We start from the raw sequence: 16510 nt of genomic DNA on the forward strand, positions 1-16510 counted from the left end.
TGACGCGTCAAATTTGTTGATCAGCAGGCCAGTTGTGAAGATCACCCGCCGCGCGGACGGTCGTCGCAGACGCGACGTGCGCGCCGCCCGGGAACGGTTTCACCGGCGGCGCTCCAGGGCGTTGTCAGTGGTGGCGGGCAGGATGACCGGCATGACAACACGTGGTGCAGTGATCGGGGACGCCGCCGCCTACGCGCAGGCGGTCGAGGACGCGGTGAAGGCGTCGGCGGCGTACTACGCGGCCGGCACGTCGGGGCTGGACGACGACGACTACGACCGGCTGGTGCGGTCCATCGCGGCCTGGGAGGCCGAGCACCCGGAGCAGACGCTGGCCGACTCCCCGACGGGCAAGGTCGCCGGCGGAGCCGTGGTCGGCGACGTCCCGCACACGACGGCGATGCTGAGCCTGGACAACGTGTTCTCGCCCGAGGAGTTCACGGCGTGGACCGTCTCGCTGAGCAGACGCATCGGCCGCGAGGTCAGCCGGTTCAGCGTGGAGCCCAAGCTCGACGGCCTGGCGATCGCGGCCCGCTACCGGCAGGGCCGGCTGACACAGCTCGTCACCCGGGGCGACGGGACGGCCGGGGAGGACGTCTCGCACGCGATCGGCACCGTGGAGGGTCTGCCGGCTGAGCTGGCGGAGCCGGTCACGGTGGAGGTGCGCGGCGAAGTCCTGATGACGAACGCCCAGTTCGAGCACGCCAACGAGGTGCGCACCGCGCACGGCGGAGCACCGTTCGCCAACCCCCGCAACGCCGCCGCGGGCACACTGCGCGCCAGGGAACGCGCCTACACCGTCCCGATGACGTTCTTCGGCTACGGCCTGCTGCCCCTCGCGGACACCGACCCGGCCCTCGCCGAGCGTCTGCGCGAGAGCGCGCACAGCGACCTCATGGCCGAGGCCGCCGGGCTCGGCGTGAACACCACGGCCGCCACCGCCGTGCCCGGCATCACCGCGGCCACCGTGGAGGAGGTCCTGGCCCGGGTGGCGGAGACGGCGGCGCTGCGCTCGACGCTGCCGTTCGGGATCGACGGGATCGTCGTCAAGGCCGACCTGGCCGCCGACCAGGCGGCCGCCGGATCCGGTTCACGCGCCCCGCGCTGGGCGATCGCCTTCAAGCTGCGGGCCGTGGAGAAGATCACCCGGCTGGTGGCGGTGGAGTGGAACGTGGGCCGTACCGGCGTCATCGCCCCGCGCGCCGTCCTGGAGCCGGTGGAGATCGAGGGGTCCACCATCACCTACGCCACGCTGCACAACCCGGCCGACATCACCCGCCGCGACCTGCGCCTCGGCGACCGGGTCATGGTCCACCGGGCCGGTGACGTCATCCCGCGCGTCGAGGCCCCGGTCGCCCATCTGCGCACCGGCGAGGAACAGCCCATCGTCTTCCCCGAGACCTGTCCGCGGTGCGGGTCGGGCATCGACACCAGCGAGCAGCGCTGGCGCTGCGAGAACGGCCGCGACTGCCATCTCGTCGCCTCCCTGTCCTACGCCGCCGGGCGAGACCAGCTCGACATCGAGGGACTCGGCCACACCCGTGTGGTCCAGCTCGTCGACGCCCGACTCGTCGCGGACCTCGCCGACCTGTTCACCCTGACCCGGGACCAACTGCTGGGCCTGGAGCGGATGGGGGAGACCAGCACGGACAACCTGCTGGCAGCGCTGGCCACCGCCAGGTCGCAGCCGCTGTCGAGGGTGCTGTGCGCGCTCGGCGTCCGTGGCACCGGCCGTTCGATGTCGCGGCGCATCGCCCGGCACTTCGCCACCATGGACCACCTCCGGGCCGCCGACGCCGAGGCGATCCGGCAGGTCGAGGGCATCGGCGCCGAGAAGGCCCCGTCGATCGTCGCCGAACTCGCAGAACTGGCCCCGCTCATCGACAAACTCGTCGCGGTCGGGGTGAACATGACCGAGCCGGGCGCCACCCCGCCCCTGCCCCGGACCGCGGCGGCAGCGGACGGGAACGAAGGTGACGGCACGGAAGGCAGGGAGAACACGGAAGGCAGGGAAAGCACGGGAGCCGCCGACGCGGCGGCCGTTCCCGGGCCGCTGGCCGGGATGACCGTGGTCGTCACCGGCGCGATGACCGGATCGCTGGAGAAGCTGAGCCGCAATCAGATGAACGAGCTCATCGAACGGGCCGGCGGCCGCTCCTCCTCCAGCGTCTCCGGGAAGACCTCGCTGGTGGTGGCCGGAGAGGGCGCCGGATCCAAGCGCGCCAAGGCCGAGGCCCTCGGCGTCCGCCTCGCCGCGCCCGACGAGTTCGCCGCCCTGGTCGCCGACCTCCTCGCCCCGGACGCCGGCGCCCGGCCGTCGGCGTGACGGCCACCGCGGCAGCCGTCCGCGCCTCCCGGCCCGGCGATCGCCACACGATCAGCACCCGCTCCGCCCTCCGGTCGACGCCCGATCCGGCCGGTGATCCGCACCACTTGACGGCGGAGAGCGACGTCACGCCAGGTGGTGCGGTATTGGCCGGGGGCGCGACACGCGGTACCGTCGCTCTGATATCGACGACGTCAGCACGGAAGCCGGTGGAAATCCGGCACGGTCGCGCCACTGTGAACGATGCGTCCCTCCTCGAGGGGCACATCAAGAGTCAGACCCGGAGCCGTCGTCCTGTGCACCACCGAGATGGGACGCGAACTCCCAGAGGAGGCCCTGCCATGGCGCAGCATGTCGCCCAGCCGACCCCCACCACTCCCGTGGTCCCCGCCAAGCTGCCGCTGAAGGACGTCGCCCCCTGGGCGGTCTTCTTCGGCGTCCTGATGCTGGTCCTGCTGTACTTCGTCGGCGCCGAACAGGGCGCCACCTCCGTCGTCTCCGGCGAGGGAGTCCACGAGTGGGTGCACGACGCACGCCACCTTCTCGGCTTCCCCTGCCACTGACGAGGGACGCCGCGCACCAGATGAACTCCGCAACGGTAAGAAACCTGCTCGTCCGCGGCATGCTCGCCGGCCTCGCGGCCGGCGTGCTCGCCCTGGTCGTCGCCTACTTCCTCGGTGAGCCGAACGTCGACGGTGCGATCGGCTTCGAGGAGTCCCACGCGCCCGCGCACGAGCACGAGGTCGAACTCGTCTCCCGCAGCCTCCAGTCCACCGCGGGCCTCGCCACCGGCGTGCTGGTGTACGGGGTCGCCTTCGGCGGCATCGCCGCCCTCGCCTACTGCTTCGCGCTCGGCCGCGTCGGCCGCTTCACCCCCCGGGCCACGGCGCTCCTGCTCTCGGGAGCGGCGCTGCTCACCGTGTACGTCGTCCCGTTCCTGAAGTACCCGGCCAACCCGCCCGCGGTCGGTGACCACGACACCATCGCCAAGCGGACCACCCTGTACTTCCTGATGATGGTGCTCGGCGTGCTCCTCGCGGTCGCCGCGGTGATCGCGGGCAAACGGCTCGCACCGGGACTGGGCTCCTGGTACGCGACGGTCGTCGCCGTCCTCGGCTTCACCGTCGTGATCGGGCTGGCCTACGCGTTCCTGCCCGCCGTCAACGAGGTGCCGGCGGACTTCCCGGCGACCCTGCTGTGGCGTTTCCGGCTCTCCTCGCTCGCCCTGCAGGTCACGATGTGGGCGTGCTTCGGCCTGGTCTTCGGGGAACTGGCCGAACGGCTGCTGAACCCGAAGCCCGCCGCGGTCCCCGCGGGGACCGCGGTGACCGCCTCGCGATAGGCCGCGGACTCCGTCCCGGAGACCGACGACGATCGGGCGGACTCGGCCTCAGGCCGCCTCCGCCCGATCCAGCGGGAGCCCCAGCCGCAGGTTCCAGCGGCCACCGCGCCCGCTGACGGAGGTGGCCGTGAGCGGCGGCACGTCCAGCCGCCAGAAGGCCGCGGCGGACGCTCCCAGCACATGCACCACCGCGGCCCGTACGATCTCCGGCTCGACGACGGCCAGCACGCGTCCCTCGCCGTCCGCAGCCTTCTCCAGCCAGCGGGCCACCCGTTCGCACAGATCCCGCACGGACTCGCCGCCGTGCGGCGCCGACGTGGGATCGGCGAGCCAGCGGGCCACCGCCTCCGGCTCCGCGGCGCCGACCTCGGCGAGCGTCAGGCCCCGCCACCGGCCCACCGCCAGCCCCGCCAGCTCCGCCGTCTCCAGCGCGTCGAGACCGAGCGCCGCCGCCGTCTCACCGCACCGCACACCGGGCGAGACGAGGACTCTCCCGGCCGCGGGCAGGGTCCCGGCGGCGGCGCGGGCGAGTGCCGCCCCGGCGGCGTCGATCGAGGCCCCGTCGTCGAAACGGGCCTGCCGCAGCGACGAACTCGTCGCGGGCGAGACGAAAACGACCCGGATGGTCACGTGGCGGCTCCTTCTGATGCGGTCATCGACGTACGGGTCTCCCGGCGCGGGGCGCGCAGGGCCTGGTCGCGCGGAGGACGTGGCGGGCAGAGCGCGTTCGCGCGGCGGACGGCGGCGCCGCCCGCCACGCGACACAGGATCAGCCCGCCGACGGCCGTACGCCGCCCGGCCGTCCCGCGTTCCGCCGATCCTCGTTCCCCCGTGTCCCGCTTCGCCGCGCCCGCGTCCTGCTCCTGCCGCCCGCCGTCCTGCTGCTCCCCGTTCCGCTCGGCGGGCAGGGCGCCCAGGAAGCGTATGTGCGGGCGGCCGTCGGGGCCGTGGCGGGTGAGGTCGGCCCGCACGCCGTAGACGTCGGCGATCAGCGCCTCGGTGAGCACCTCCTGCGGTGTGCCGCCGGCCACCGCCCTGCCCTGCTTGAGGACGACGACCCGGTCGCAGTACATCGCCGCCAGGTTCAGATCGTGCAGCGCGACGACAGTGGTCACTCCGAGCTCGGTGATCAGGTCCAGCAGCGCGAGCTGGTGCTGGATGTCGAGGTGGTTGGTGGGCTCGTCCAGCAGCAGTTCCCGCGGCTGCTGGGCGAGCGCGCGGGCGACCTGGACACGCTGGCGCTCCCCGCCGGAGAGGGTGTGCCACAGCCGGCCGGCCTTGTCGGCGAGACCGGTCCGCTCCAGCGCGGAACGGACCGCCGCCTCGTCCTCGGCCGAGGCGGCGCCCCAGGCCCGGCGATGCGGGACACGGCCCAGGCGTACGACGTCCAGGACGCTCAACGCGACCTGCGCGTCGGCCTGTTGCTCCACGACGGCGATCCGCCGGGCGACCGCCCGCCGCCCGAGCTGCGCCAGCGGACGGCCGTCGAGGGTGACGACTCCCGAGGCGGGGGCGAGGACGCCGGCGAGCAGACGCAGCAGCGTGGACTTGCCGGAGCCGTTCGGCCCGAGCAGGCCGGTGACGGTTCCCGGGCGCAGCGCGAGGCCGACCCCGTCCAGGATCAGCGAGCCGCCCGCCGTGTAGACGAGGCGGTCGCCGCGCAGGCCGGCGTCCTCGACGGTCCCGGTCATCGCGCGCTCCTGGTCCGGTACAGCACGAGGACGAACGCGGGGACGCCGATCAGCGAGGTCACCACGCCCACCGGCACCTCCTGCGGGTCCAAGGCGGTGCGGGCGAGGGTGTCCACCCACACCAGGAACACCGCCCCCGCCAGAGAGGTGGCCGGCAGCAGCCGGGTGTGTCCGGGACCGGTCAGGGCGCGGGCCGCGTGCGGGAGCACGAGGCCGACGAAGCCGATCGCCCCCGACGAACTGACCAGAGTGGCCGTCAGCAGGGCGGTGGCGCACAGCAGGACCAGCCGGGTGCGGGCCACGTGCACGCCCAGCGAGGCGGCCGCGTCCTGCCCGAACGCGAAGGCGTCCAGCGTCGTCGCGTACCCCGTGCACACCAGCAGCACCGCGGCCAGCACCGCCAGACCCAGGCCCACGTCCGCCCAGTCGGCCCCGCTGAGCGAGCCGAGCAGCCAGAACAGCACCCCGCGGGTGGTCTCCGCGTCGGCGGTCGTCATGACGACGAACGAGGTGAGCGCCGAGAACAGCTGCATCGCCGCCACCCCGGCGAGCACCACGCGGTCCGTGGCGCCCCCCAGGCTGTGACTGAGCAGCAGCACCAGCGCGAAGGAGACCGCCGCGCCCAGGAAGGCGCCCCCGGACACCGACAGGGCTCCGCCGCCCGCCCCGAGCACGACCACCACCACCGCGCCCGTCGAGGCCCCGGACGAGATCCCGAGGACGAACGGGTCGGCGAGCGGGTTGCGCAGCAGGGACTGCATCACCGCGCCGCACACCGCGAGACCCGCGCCGCACACCGCGGCGAGCAGGGTCCGGGGCAGCCGCAGGTTCCACACGATGCCGTCCCTCAACGGCGTCGACCCGGCCTCTCCGAAGCCGAGATGGGCGGCCACCGTGGACCACACGTCCCCGACCGCGATGTCCGCCGGACCGATGGTGATGGCCACGGCGACGGACGCGCACAGCAGCGCGAGACCGGCCGCCCACAGCAGTACGTGGCGCAGCCCCCGCGCCGCCACCGCGGGCGCGGCGGCCGCCGGTCCCGCGGCGCTCATCCCGCGAGACCGTACGCGCGCAGTGCCGCCGCCACCTTCTCCACGCCCTCGACCGTGCGCACGGTCGGGTTCATCGCCTGCCCGGACAGCAGCACGTACCGCTTCTCGCGTACCGCGGTCATGTTCCTGGTGACCGGATCGGACTCCAGGAACGCGATCTTCCGGGCCGCGGTCTCGGCCGTCTGCTGTCTGCGGGTCAGGTCGCCGATGACGAGGACGTCCGGGTCGCGGTCGGCGACCGTCTCCCAGTTGACCTGCGGCCACTCCTCCTCGGTGTCGTCGAAGACGTTCTTCGCGCCGAGTTCGCGGGTGATGACGCCGGGGGCGCCGCAGCAGCCGGCCATATAGGGGGACTGGGAGTTGGCGAACCAGTAGAGGAGGGTGACGTTCTCGGCATCGAGTCCCGAAGCGGCCCTGCTCACCCGGGTCTTCAGGTCGGCCACCAGTGTCTCGCCCCGCTTCTCCACCCCGAAGACCCTGGCCAGGTCGCGTACTTCGCCGTAGACCGCGTCCATGGTCAGCGGCTCGGTGCGGACGCCGTCGCCGTCGCCGCTGTTGTCCTTGCCGGAGCAGTCGGAGGGGGAGAGATAGGTCGGGACCCCGAGCTTCTCGAACTGGTCTCGGGTGGCCACCCCGCCCTTGCCGAGCGTGGAGGCGAACGAGGCGGCCACGAAGTCGGGTTCGACGTCCAGGACCTTCTCGAAGGAGGGCGCGTTGTCGGCCAGCCGCGTCACCCGGGCGTCGGCCTTCTCGAGGCTCTTGGGCAGCGGATCGGTCCAGGTGGCGGTGCCCGCCATCCGGTCGGCGAGCCCGAGGGAGAGCATGATCTCCGTCGTTCCCTGGTTGAGGGAGACCGCCCGCCGAGGGGGAGCGTCGATCCGCACCCGCTGTCCGCAGTTGTCGAGCGTGACCGGCCGGCCGGCCGTGTCGCTGTCGGCGGGACCGTCGGCGGAGGAGGCGGAGGGGGCGGCGGAGCCGCCGCAGCCGGTCGACAGGAGGACGCCCGCCAGGAACAGGACGGCAGAGCGGACGGGACGTGCGAACGGCACGGAGTTTCCTTCGGCGTCGAGGGCTCAAGCGCGAAGCCCGGTCGTACGGTGCGCTCCTCCGGCCGGTCTGCGACACCGGAGGCCGCCAGCAGGTCTTCGGACTCGGGGTCACCCGGGCGAGGCGCCTTCCCGGAGCGCGTGCGCGCCCCAGTGGCCGAAAGCCCCGCCCGTCGCCCTTACCGCTGCGCGTCAGCTCCGGAGTTCCACCGGATTCCCTGACCCCCGCGCGCCCGAGGGGCGCGCACGAGTACGACTGGCCTCGGCAAGCTACCACAGGCATCGGGGGCCCCGAGGAGGGTGACCTTCGGCACATCGGAGGTCTCCGGCCCGGCAAGTGCTTTCATCGTGCACCTGTTGCTCATCGCGCACTGTTCCCGCAGGGAAAGCACGTGTCACCCGACCTCTGACAGGACGTCACATGGACGCGGGAGAACCGGAGGACGGCCCGGCACTTACTTCCAGGTGCGTGAAGCCGCGGGGGAGGAGACGCTCCAGCCCGCCGTCCCAGCGCCTAGTCTGTGGTCCGGACCCCACCGGGCCTTCCCCCGCAGCGTGGGCGGGATCTCCGCCCGTCACCACCGAGAACAGGCGGCCGAGGGCATGCAGCCACTGCGCCCAGAAGACCCCGAGCAGCTCGGGCCCTACCGGCTCGTGGCCCGGCTCGGCGCCGGCGGCATGGGCCGGGTCTATCTGGCGCGGTCGTCGGCCGGCCGTGTCGTCGCGGTCAAGGTGATCCGTCCCGAGATGGCGGACGACGACAACTTCCGCATTCGCTTCCGGCGGGAGGTGGCGGCCGCGGCGGCGGTCGGCGGCGCCTACACGGCGCACGTCGTGGACGCCGCCCCGGACGACGAGACGCCCTGGCTCGCCACCGACCACGTACCCGGCCCCACCCTGGCCGAGGCGGTCGCCGCCCACGGGCCGCTGCCGGTGGAGACGGTCCTCGCGCTGGGCGCGGGCGTCGCCGAGGCGCTCATGGCGGTGCACGCCGAAGGGCTCGTGCACCGTGACCTCAAACCGTCCAACGTGCTGCTCGCGGCGGACGGCCCGCGGGTCATCGACTTCGGCATCGTGCGCGCCCGTGACGGCTATGAACTCACCGGTTCCGGCACGCTGTTCGGCTCCCTCGACTACATGTGCCCGGAGCAGGCCACCGGGGACCCGATGGGCCCTGAGGGCGACGTCTTCTGCCTCGGCTCGGTGCTCGCCTTCGCCGCGTCCGGCCGCTCGCCGTTCGGCGGGGCGGTGGGCGCGGCGCTGCTCTACCAGGTGGCCCACGGGTCGCCCGACCTGAGCCAGGTGCCCGAACCGCTGGACAAGATCATCAGTCTCTGTCACGCCAAGGACCCGGCCCTGAGGATCCACCCCGACCGGCTCTCCGCGGCCTGCGCTCCCGGCGGCGCCGAACAGGTGCTGACACAGGGCTGGTTGCCCGCGCCCCTGGCCGCCATGGTCGCCGCCCACCGGGCGGCCGTGCGGGACCTGGACCGCCTGGCGGCGGCGGACGTGGTCCCGCGGCCCGGCGCCTTCGCGCCGCCGGCGCCGACGCCCGACCCGGAGCCCGTCGCAGAACCTTCCGAGCCCTACCGGCGGAGGGCGGCCCACCCGGCCGCCGACCGGCCGGCGTATGGCGCTGCCGACAGCGAATGCGCAGGCGAGAGCGGGGGCGGAAACCGGAACGGAAACAGAACCGGAAACGGAAACCGAAGCCGCGGCGAGGGCGCCGGGGCCGTCGGCGGTGTGCAACCCTCCACGGTGCTGCCGGGAGCCGAGTCGTTCGTCTCGCCGGACGAGCCGGCCCACGCCCACGCCCGAGCTCAAGACCACGCCCAGGCCCGACGCCTGGCCCAGCCGCTGACCGAGGCGCAGGCGCTCACGCGGGCCGAGTCCCGGGCAGAAGCACGAGCCCGGGCCGCAGCCCGGACCGCAGTCGAGGCCGCAGCCCGGGCCGCGGTGCGGTCCGAAGCCCCGTCGCGGGACGAGGCCGAAGACCAGCCCGAGGCGCGAGCGCAGGCGTCCCAACCGGCGTACGTCCGGTCGAAGGCGCCGGGTCCGGCGCCGTCGCCGCAACCGGCGTCGAAACGTTCCGCCGCGCCCGCGCACCACCGCGCGCCCGTGCGCACCGCAGTCACCCGGCGCACGGTCCTGGCGGCGACCGCCGGCACCGCGCTGGTAGCCGGTGCGGCATTCGCCCTCCGCGGAACGCCGGGCGCGGAATCGGCGCGTCCGCTCGGCCGGGCCCCCGAGCCGGCCTGGGTCTACCGGGGCGCACCGCTGCTGCAGGCCCCGGCCGTCTTCCACGACGGCACAGCCCTGCTGAAGACCCGTCCCGGTGACATGATCGGCCTGGACGTGAAGAACGGCTCGCGGCCCCGTTGGGTGTACCAGGGGATCAGCCTCTCGCCCGGGCCCGTCCTGCTGGTCCACGGCGCGGCGGTCGCGCTGGGTGCGGGCGCGACGGTGATCGGCGTGGACCCGGTGGGCGGCGCGGAGCGGTTCACCCTCGACTTCGGCGAGGACTACCGGTTCGACCAGTTGCTGGGCGGCTACGACGATCACAGCGTCTCGGTGCTCGGCGCCAAGCTGCAGCGCCGGTCGGGGGAGCAGGGCGTGGCGACCTCCACGGACTCCGTGTTCGGCGTCGACATCGCGGCGCGTCAGGCCCTTGTCATACCGATCGATCCGCAGGACGTCGGCATCGCGCTGCGGCCCGTCATCACCGACGAGTACTTCGTCTACGCCGACGGACTGCGCAACGTCGCCGTCCGCGGCACCCGTGACAGCGGCAGCCTGCGCTGGCGGCACCAGGTCGGATACGACCTCAGGCCGGGCCTGGCCGTGCTCGGGCAGACCGTCTTCGCGATCGGCTCCGAGCTCATCGCCCTCGACCTGGGCACCGGCAGGCTCCGATGGAACACGAAGGCGGAACGGGGCATGTACGCCTCCCTCGGAGCCGTCGGCAACACCGTCTACGTCACCGGCACGGACCCTTGCGGCGTGTACGCCTTCGACGCGCGCAACGGCTCCCGGCGCTGGTTCTGCGAGACGCCCCGCCTCGACATGGACAGCCCGGTCGCGGTGGGCTCGAACGCCGTGTACGTGACGGCCTTCGAGAACAAGGACGGCTTCTACGCGATCGACACCGCCTCGGGCCGTCTGCTGTGGAACTTCACCGACGGCCGGGAGACCGGCGTCAACCGGTGGCAGCTCTCCTGCGACGGCGCCGGACACCTGGTGGCCCAGCACTTCGACCGGGTCTACGGGCTGCCCGTCACCTGAGGCCGGCGGGAACCGCCACTCGTTCGGCGCGCGACGCGCGGCGGCCGACGCGCGAGCACCGCAGCCCGGTGCCACGCTGAGGACGTTGACGGATCTGCGAAAGGCCAACGCCGTGATGACCACCGACCCCACCCCCGGCGCCCCCTGCTGGCTCGACCTCGGCACTCCCGACGTCCCGGCCGCCGCGGCCTTCTACGGCGCCGTGCTCGGCTGGCGCTACGAGCCCATGGAGGGACAGGACGCGGAAGGCGGGATGTTCCAGAAGGACGGCAAGACCGTCGCCGGGCTCGGCAAACTGACCGAGGAGGGGGCCCGCTCCGCCTGGATGATCTACTACACGGTCACCGACGCGGACGCCACGACCAGGGCCGTCGAGAGCGCCGGCGGCACCGTGCGGCTGGCGACCAGAGATCTCGGCGACTGGGGCCGGATGGCGCAGTACAGCGACCCGCTGGGCGGCCAGTTCGCGGTCTGGCAGCCGGGCAAGAACGCCGGCTTCGAGCTCGTCGACGAGCCGGGCTCGCTGTGCTGGACAGAGCTGTACACGACCGACGCCCCGGCGGCGAAGGAGTTCTACGGCGGTGTGTTCGGCTGGAGTTTCAGCGCGATGGAGCTGCCGGGCGGCGGCGGCGAGTACTCCCTCGTCACGCCGGAGGGGCTGCCCGAGGAGCGCATGCAGGGCGGTGTCATGCAGCTGCGCGCGCAGGACCTCGCCCTGACGGACGGGCGGCCCTACTGGCACCCGGTCTTCGCCGTCGCCGACTGTGACGCCGCGGTCGCCGCCGTCACCGGGAACGGCGGCAGTGTGCAGATGGGTCCGCAGGACGCGCCGGGCGTCGGCCGGCTGGCCGTCTGTCTCGACCCGTCGAACGCGGACTTCGTGGTGCTCACCCCGACCGCGGGCTGAGCCGCGACCTCAGGCGGCCGTACCGCCCGCTCCGGGGGCGCCCTCCGTGCGCAGGTGCTCCCTCAGCCACCCTTCGGTGGTGCTCACGTGCATCAGGGCGGCGGCCTGGCTGAGGGTGGCGTCGCGGGCGGTCAGCGCCTTGAAGATCGCCTCGTGCTCGGCGAGCGTGCGGCCCCCAGCCTGGTCGTCGACCAGGCCGCGCCAGATGCGAGCGCGCAGCGTGCGGCCGGAGACGCCCTCGAGCAGAGCGAGCAGTGACTCGTTGCCGGTGGCGGCCACGACGGCGCGGTGGAACGCCGCGTCGTGCGCGTTGAGCAGTTCGACGTCGTCGCGGGCTACCCGCATGGCGTCCAAGTGCCGCTCCACCTCGCCCAGTTGAGCGTCCGAGATCCGGGTCGCGGCCAGTGCGGTGGCCACCGGTTCGAGAAGCCGTCGCACCTCCATGAGGTCCTGCAGGGCGGCCGAGTCGGTCTGCAGCAGCTCCACCGCCCCGCCGAGCCCCTCCAGGAGCAGGCTCGGCTGCAGGCTGGTCACATAGGTGCCGTCGCCGCGCCGGACCTCCAGGATCCGGGCCACGGCCAGTGCCTTGACCGCCTCGCGGGCGAGGTTGCGGGAGAGTCCGAGCTGGGCGGCCAGGTCCGGTTCCGGCGGGAGCTTCGACCCCGGGGGCAGAGCGCCGGTGCGGATGAGCTCACGGATCTGCTCGATGGCCCTGTCCGTCAGAGACAACGCGAGCTCCTCCCTTCCCGAGGATGACGTCGATGGTACTCGGCCGACGGAGGGGATCGCCCCGGCGGGCGGCGACACAGGGTTCGAGCCGACCGTGGGGATCGTGCCGGCGGGCGGTGTCACGCGGACCGGTAACCGGCCGGACCGACCCGTCCACCGCCTCGGGACGGTGATCCCGCGAACCGTCCCGTGCTCCGGTGCGGTGACGGGCCGGGGCGGGATGATTCCGTGAAGGCCCTCGGCGCATTCGGACACAGGGGTTGTCCTGACATTCACCGCGCCCTTAGGGTCACCTCACGGGAGCAAGCGCTTTCTCCGCTTCGTCACCCACACGGCGACCATGCAACGGGCCCCGAGGAGCGCGCATGAGCATCCGAGTCAGTCACGCGTACGGCGAGCACATCGCGGTCGCGGCGGCGGACGGGACGGAGATCCTCCGGTACGTGTACCGCCCCGACCCCGACGCGTTCGAGTCGCCCAAGCCCTACGCGCACCCGGTGCGCACCCTCGCCGGCCGCACCGTGACCGGCTACCGGCCCAGTGACCACCGCTGGCACAAAGGCCTGCAGATGACGGCGAGCCACCTCTCCGGCCAGAACTTCTGGGGCGGCAACTCCTACGTCCACGGTCGGGGCTACCTGGCGCTGCCCGAACGCGTCGGTTCGATGCGGCACGACGGTTTCCCCGCGTTCACGGTGACCGACGACAGGCTCGCCGTCACCGAGCAGCTCACCTGGGTCACGCACGGCGGCGAGGAGTGGGCGCGCGAGCAGCGGGGCCTCACCGTCCACTCCGTCGACGAAGCGGCCGGAGCATGGGCGCTGGACTGGTCGATCCGGCTCACCAACATCCGCGACGCACCGCTCGTCTTCGGCTCCCCGACCACCGCCGGGCGCGAACCGGCCGGCTACACCGGCCTGCAATGGCGCGGCCCCCGCGACTTCACCGGCGGCGCCGTGTTCGCCCCGGACACCGAGGCGGACGCCGACGCCGGCGCCGAGAAGCTGATGGGCGCCCAGGGGCCGTGGCTCGCCTTCACCGCCGAGCACGACGACGTCGACGCCCACTCCACCCTCGTCTTCGCCCACGCGCCCGAGAACCTCGACGAGCGGAGCGCGATCCACGAGTCGCACTGGTTCGTGCGCTCCGAACCGATCCCGACGGTCGCGTTCTCCTGGGCGTTCTTCGAGGAGTTCGCACTGCCGCCGGGCGAGTCCTTCGCCTACCGCTACCGCGTGGTCGTCGCCGACGGCGTGTGGGACCGCGAACGGGTGGGCGCGTATCTGCGCACCCTCCCGTGGTGAGCGCGTCCGCGCCACGCGGGGACCGCACCCCTTGGGACTGCGGCGGGACCGCACTCCATGGGGCCGCGGCCGGACCGCACCCCCATGGGGCCGCGCGGTGCGCTACGCGCCCTTGGGCGTCACCTGCTGGGCGACCTCGAACGACCAGAGGGTGGAGGCGGAGGCTGCGGGCTTGGGACGCTCGCCCTCCGCGCCGCCCTGGTGCGCCGCCCTCATCGGGCCGTCGGCCCACGCCCGGAACGACTCCTCGTCACGCCAGCGCGTGTAGACGAGGTAGGTGTCGGTGCCCTCCACCGGCCGGAGCAGTTCGAACCATTCGAAGCCGTCGGACCCCTCGACGGCGTGGCCGCGTGCCGCGAAGCGCTTCTCGAGGGTCTCCCGCTGTTCCGCCGGGACGGTCAGTACGTTGATCTTGACTACGCTCATGCCCCCATCCTGCCCCCTGCGGGCGCACCGGCCGTCGGCCACCCCACCGGTTCGGCGGCTTCCGGTCCCAGTGGCGCAGGGGGGCGGGCCCGTGGCCCGTCCCCCCTGCGGGGCCCGCGCCCGCATCCGGCGTACCGTCGACAGTGTGGACGACCAGGCCGACCGTCTCGTGGCCCGCGTCGCGCGCGAGCTGGGCGCGCGGGCGGACGAGCTGATCGCCGACGTGGAGAAGGCCCTGCGGCGGGAGCTTCCCGCGCTCTGGGAGACCCCGGAGATCGCCGGCACGGTGTCGCAGAACGTCGCCGAGTACATCGTGACCGGGCTGTCCGGCCTGGCGAGCTCGGCCGAGCCGGAGCTGATCGAACCGCCGCCGGCCGCACTGGAGCGGGCCCGCCGACTGGCCCGGTACGGCATGTCCCTGGCCACGATGCTGAGGGCCTTCCGGCTGGCGCAGGGCGTCGTCCTCGACCGGCTGATCGGGGAGCTGCCCCGGTACACCGCCGACGCGCCCCTGGTCAGCAGGGCGACCCGGTACGTGATCGCGACGACGACCGGGTACGTCGACCGCACCTCGGAACAGGACGTCGCCGCGTTCCAGGAGGAGCGCGACCGCCGGCGCCAGTGGCGGCTCGCGATGGTGAACGAGGCGGGCGTGCGCATCGGGACCACACTGGACGTCGCCCGCACCACCCAGGAGCTCGCCGACCTCGCCGCGGAGCGTTTCGCGGACGTCGTCACCGTCGACCTGCTCGACTCCGCGCTGCACGGTGAGGACACCCCGTTTACGGACCGGCTCGTCGTGCGCCGGATCGCCCGGGCGCCGGCGGCCGCCCGCGACGCGCGGCCCCCGTCCGCCGCCGCGTGGCAGCTGGTCACGTGCGTCGACGGATCGCCGACGGCACGCGCCCTGGCCACCGGGCGGCCCACCCGGCACCAAGGCGACAGAAGCCCGGACGGGCGCCGCGTCCACTCCACCCTGGTGGTGCCGTTGCGCGCCCGTGGCAGCACGCTGGGCGTCGCCGAGTTCCGCCGGCACCGCAACCCCGACCCCTACGACGACGAGGACCTGCTGCTCGCCCAGGAGATCGCCGCCCGGGCGGCCGTCGCCGTGGACAACGCCCGCCGCTACACGCACGCCCGCGCCACCGCGCTCACCCTGCAGCGCAGTCTGCTTCCCCGGCACGCCCCCCTGCAGTCGGCCGTGGAGGTCGCCTACCGGTATCTGCCGGCCGGCGGTCAGGCCGGGGTGGGCGGCGACTGGTACGACGTCATCCCGCTGTCCGGGGCCCGGGTGGCCCTGGTGGTGGGCGACGTGGTCGGCCACGGCATCCACGCCGCCGCCACCATGGGCCGGCTGCGGACCGCCGTGCGCACCCTCGCCGACATCGACCTGCCGCCCGACGAACTCCTCACCCACCTGGACGACGTGGTGCTGCGCCCCTCCGGCGAGGCATCCGGCGACCCGGACGGCGACCCGGACGAATACCTCGGCGAGACGGGCGCCACCTGCCTGTACGCCGTCTACGACCCCGTCTCCCGACGGTGCACGCTGGCCCGCGCCGGTCACGTCCCACCGGCCCTGACCAGCCGGGACGGCACGGTCGAGCTGCTGGAACTGCCGCCCGGGCCGCCGCTGGGCCTGGGCGGCCTGCCCTTCGAGGCGACGGAGGTGGAACTGCCCGAGGGCAGCCTGATCGCCCTGTTCACCGACGGCCTGATCGAGGCCCGCGACCACGACGTCGACCCGGGCCTCACCCGGCTGCGTCACGCCCTCGCCCGCCCGGAGACCTCCCTGGAGGCGATCTGCGACACCGTCCTGGAAGCCATGCTGCCCGACCGCCCGGACGACGACGTCGCCCTCCTCCTCGCCCGCACCCGTGCCCTCGGCGCACGCCAGGTCGCCACCTGGGATCTGGACGCCGACCCGGCCGCCGTCGCCCGGGCCCGTTCGCTCGTCTCCCGGCAGCTGGGCGACTGGGGCCTGGAGGAGCTCGGCTTCACCGCCGAGCTGGTGGTCAGCGAACTGGCCACCAACGCCATCCGCTACGGCCGCCCCCCGATCAGGCTGCGCCTCATCCACGACCGCGGGCTGCTGTGCGAGGTCTCCGACGGCAGCAACACCACCCCGCACCAGCGCCGGGCCCGGGTCTCCGACGAGGGCGGACGCGGCCTGCTGCTGGTCGCCCGGCTGGCCGAGCACTGGGGCACCCGCCACGCCCGCCGCGGCAAGACGGTCTGGGCCGAACTGAGCGAGTCGGCGCAGTTCCCGGCGTCGGCGTTCGCCGGGTGACGCCGACGTCCGGCGCGGCCAGCCGGACCCGACGGCGCCACCAGGGGCAAGGGAACGCGAAAGGGAACGGGAACGGCGGCGTCATCACGGGGCCGGCGGCGGCCCGTGCCTTGCC

12 protein-coding genes, 1 pseudogene and 1 riboswitch are annotated in these 16510 nt (G+C 73.6%); of the genes and pseudogenes, 7 read left to right on the forward strand and 6 right to left on the reverse strand.

All coding sequences use genetic code 11. The annotated features are described in order from the left end of the window. The first annotated feature begins 142 nt into the window (after positions 1-142). From ligA to QF032_RS36750, 3 genes are all read left to right on the forward strand, one after another. Entirely contained in the window at positions 143-2323 is a 2181-nt protein-coding gene (gene ligA / locus QF032_RS36740; protein WP_307059451.1) for an NAD-dependent DNA ligase LigA, read from the forward strand. Between the two features lie 341 nt (positions 2324-2664). Then, positions 2665-2886: a CbtB domain-containing protein gene (locus tag QF032_RS36745; protein WP_306946131.1), complete on the forward strand. Its 222-nt coding sequence runs from the start codon at positions 2665-2667 to the stop codon at positions 2884-2886. 20 nt (positions 2887-2906) lie between these two features. Further along, positions 2907-3665 (forward strand): CbtA family protein, encoded by a 759-nt coding sequence (locus QF032_RS36750; protein ID WP_307059454.1) that lies wholly within the window; start codon positions 2907-2909, stop codon positions 3663-3665. 48 nt (positions 3666-3713) lie between these two features. On the opposite strand, the gene QF032_RS36755 is transcribed toward QF032_RS36750, so the two are convergent. From QF032_RS36755 to QF032_RS36770, 4 genes and pseudogenes are all read right to left on the reverse strand, one after another. Further along, positions 3714-4295 carry a histidine phosphatase family protein gene (locus tag QF032_RS36755; protein ID WP_306946129.1) on the reverse strand — a complete coding sequence of 194 codons (582 nt, stop codon included), beginning with the start codon at positions 4293-4295 and terminating at the stop codon, positions 3714-3716. 275 nt (positions 4296-4570) lie between these two features. Continuing rightward, positions 4571-5356 (reverse strand): annotated as a pseudogene (locus QF032_RS36760) (ABC transporter ATP-binding protein); the annotation flags it as partial. Then, on the reverse strand, positions 5353-6411 hold the full coding sequence (locus tag QF032_RS36765) for a FecCD family ABC transporter permease (RefSeq protein ID WP_307059456.1): 1059 nt from the start codon (positions 6409-6411) through the stop codon (positions 5353-5355). The pseudogene QF032_RS36760 and the gene QF032_RS36765, both read right to left, overlap by 4 nt. Next, complete coding sequence (locus QF032_RS36770) at positions 6408-7460, reverse strand: ABC transporter substrate-binding protein (protein ID WP_307059458.1); 1053 nt, start codon at positions 7458-7460, stop codon at positions 6408-6410. Before QF032_RS36770 ends, QF032_RS36765 begins: the two co-directional genes overlap by 4 nt. 90 nt (positions 7461-7550) lie before the next feature. Next, a riboswitch (cobalamin riboswitch) is annotated at positions 7551-7677 on the reverse strand. 335 nt (positions 7678-8012) lie between these two features. Here QF032_RS36770 and QF032_RS36775 point away from each other — a divergent pair. Then, positions 8013-10739, forward strand: a complete 2727-nt coding sequence (locus tag QF032_RS36775; protein ID WP_373430432.1) for a protein kinase domain-containing protein — start codon at positions 8013-8015, stop codon at positions 10737-10739. 112 nt (positions 10740-10851) lie between these two features. Next, positions 10852-11646 (forward strand): VOC family protein, encoded by a 795-nt coding sequence (locus QF032_RS36780; RefSeq protein ID WP_307060517.1) that lies wholly within the window; start codon positions 10852-10854, stop codon positions 11644-11646. A 9-nt stretch (positions 11647-11655) separates the two neighbouring features. On the opposite strand, the gene QF032_RS36785 is transcribed toward QF032_RS36780, so the two are convergent. Further along, the gene (locus tag QF032_RS36785; RefSeq protein ID WP_307048715.1) at positions 11656-12375 is read right to left on the reverse strand and encodes a FadR/GntR family transcriptional regulator; all 720 of its coding nucleotides are present in this window, start codon (positions 12373-12375) and stop codon (positions 11656-11658) included. Between the two features lie 365 nt (positions 12376-12740). On the opposite strand from QF032_RS36785, the gene QF032_RS36790 reads away from it, so the two are divergent. Continuing rightward, complete coding sequence (locus tag QF032_RS36790) at positions 12741-13679, forward strand: DUF6807 domain-containing protein (protein ID WP_307048718.1); 939 nt, start codon at positions 12741-12743, stop codon at positions 13677-13679. A 102-nt stretch (positions 13680-13781) separates the two neighbouring features. Here the strand turns inward: QF032_RS36790 and QF032_RS36795 are convergent, their stop codons facing one another. Further along, on the reverse strand, positions 13782-14105 hold the full coding sequence (locus QF032_RS36795; protein WP_307048721.1) for an antibiotic biosynthesis monooxygenase family protein: 324 nt from the start codon (positions 14103-14105) through the stop codon (positions 13782-13784). Between the two features lie 145 nt (positions 14106-14250). Between QF032_RS36795 and QF032_RS36800 the strand changes: the two genes are divergently transcribed. After that, complete coding sequence (locus QF032_RS36800) at positions 14251-16395, forward strand: ATP-binding SpoIIE family protein phosphatase (protein WP_307059460.1); 2145 nt, start codon at positions 14251-14253, stop codon at positions 16393-16395. Positions 16396-16510 lie beyond the last annotated feature (115 nt).

The organism is Streptomyces achromogenes, from assembly GCF_030816715.1.
Taxonomy (GTDB): domain Bacteria; phylum Actinomycetota; class Actinomycetes; order Streptomycetales; family Streptomycetaceae; genus Streptomyces; species Streptomyces achromogenes_A.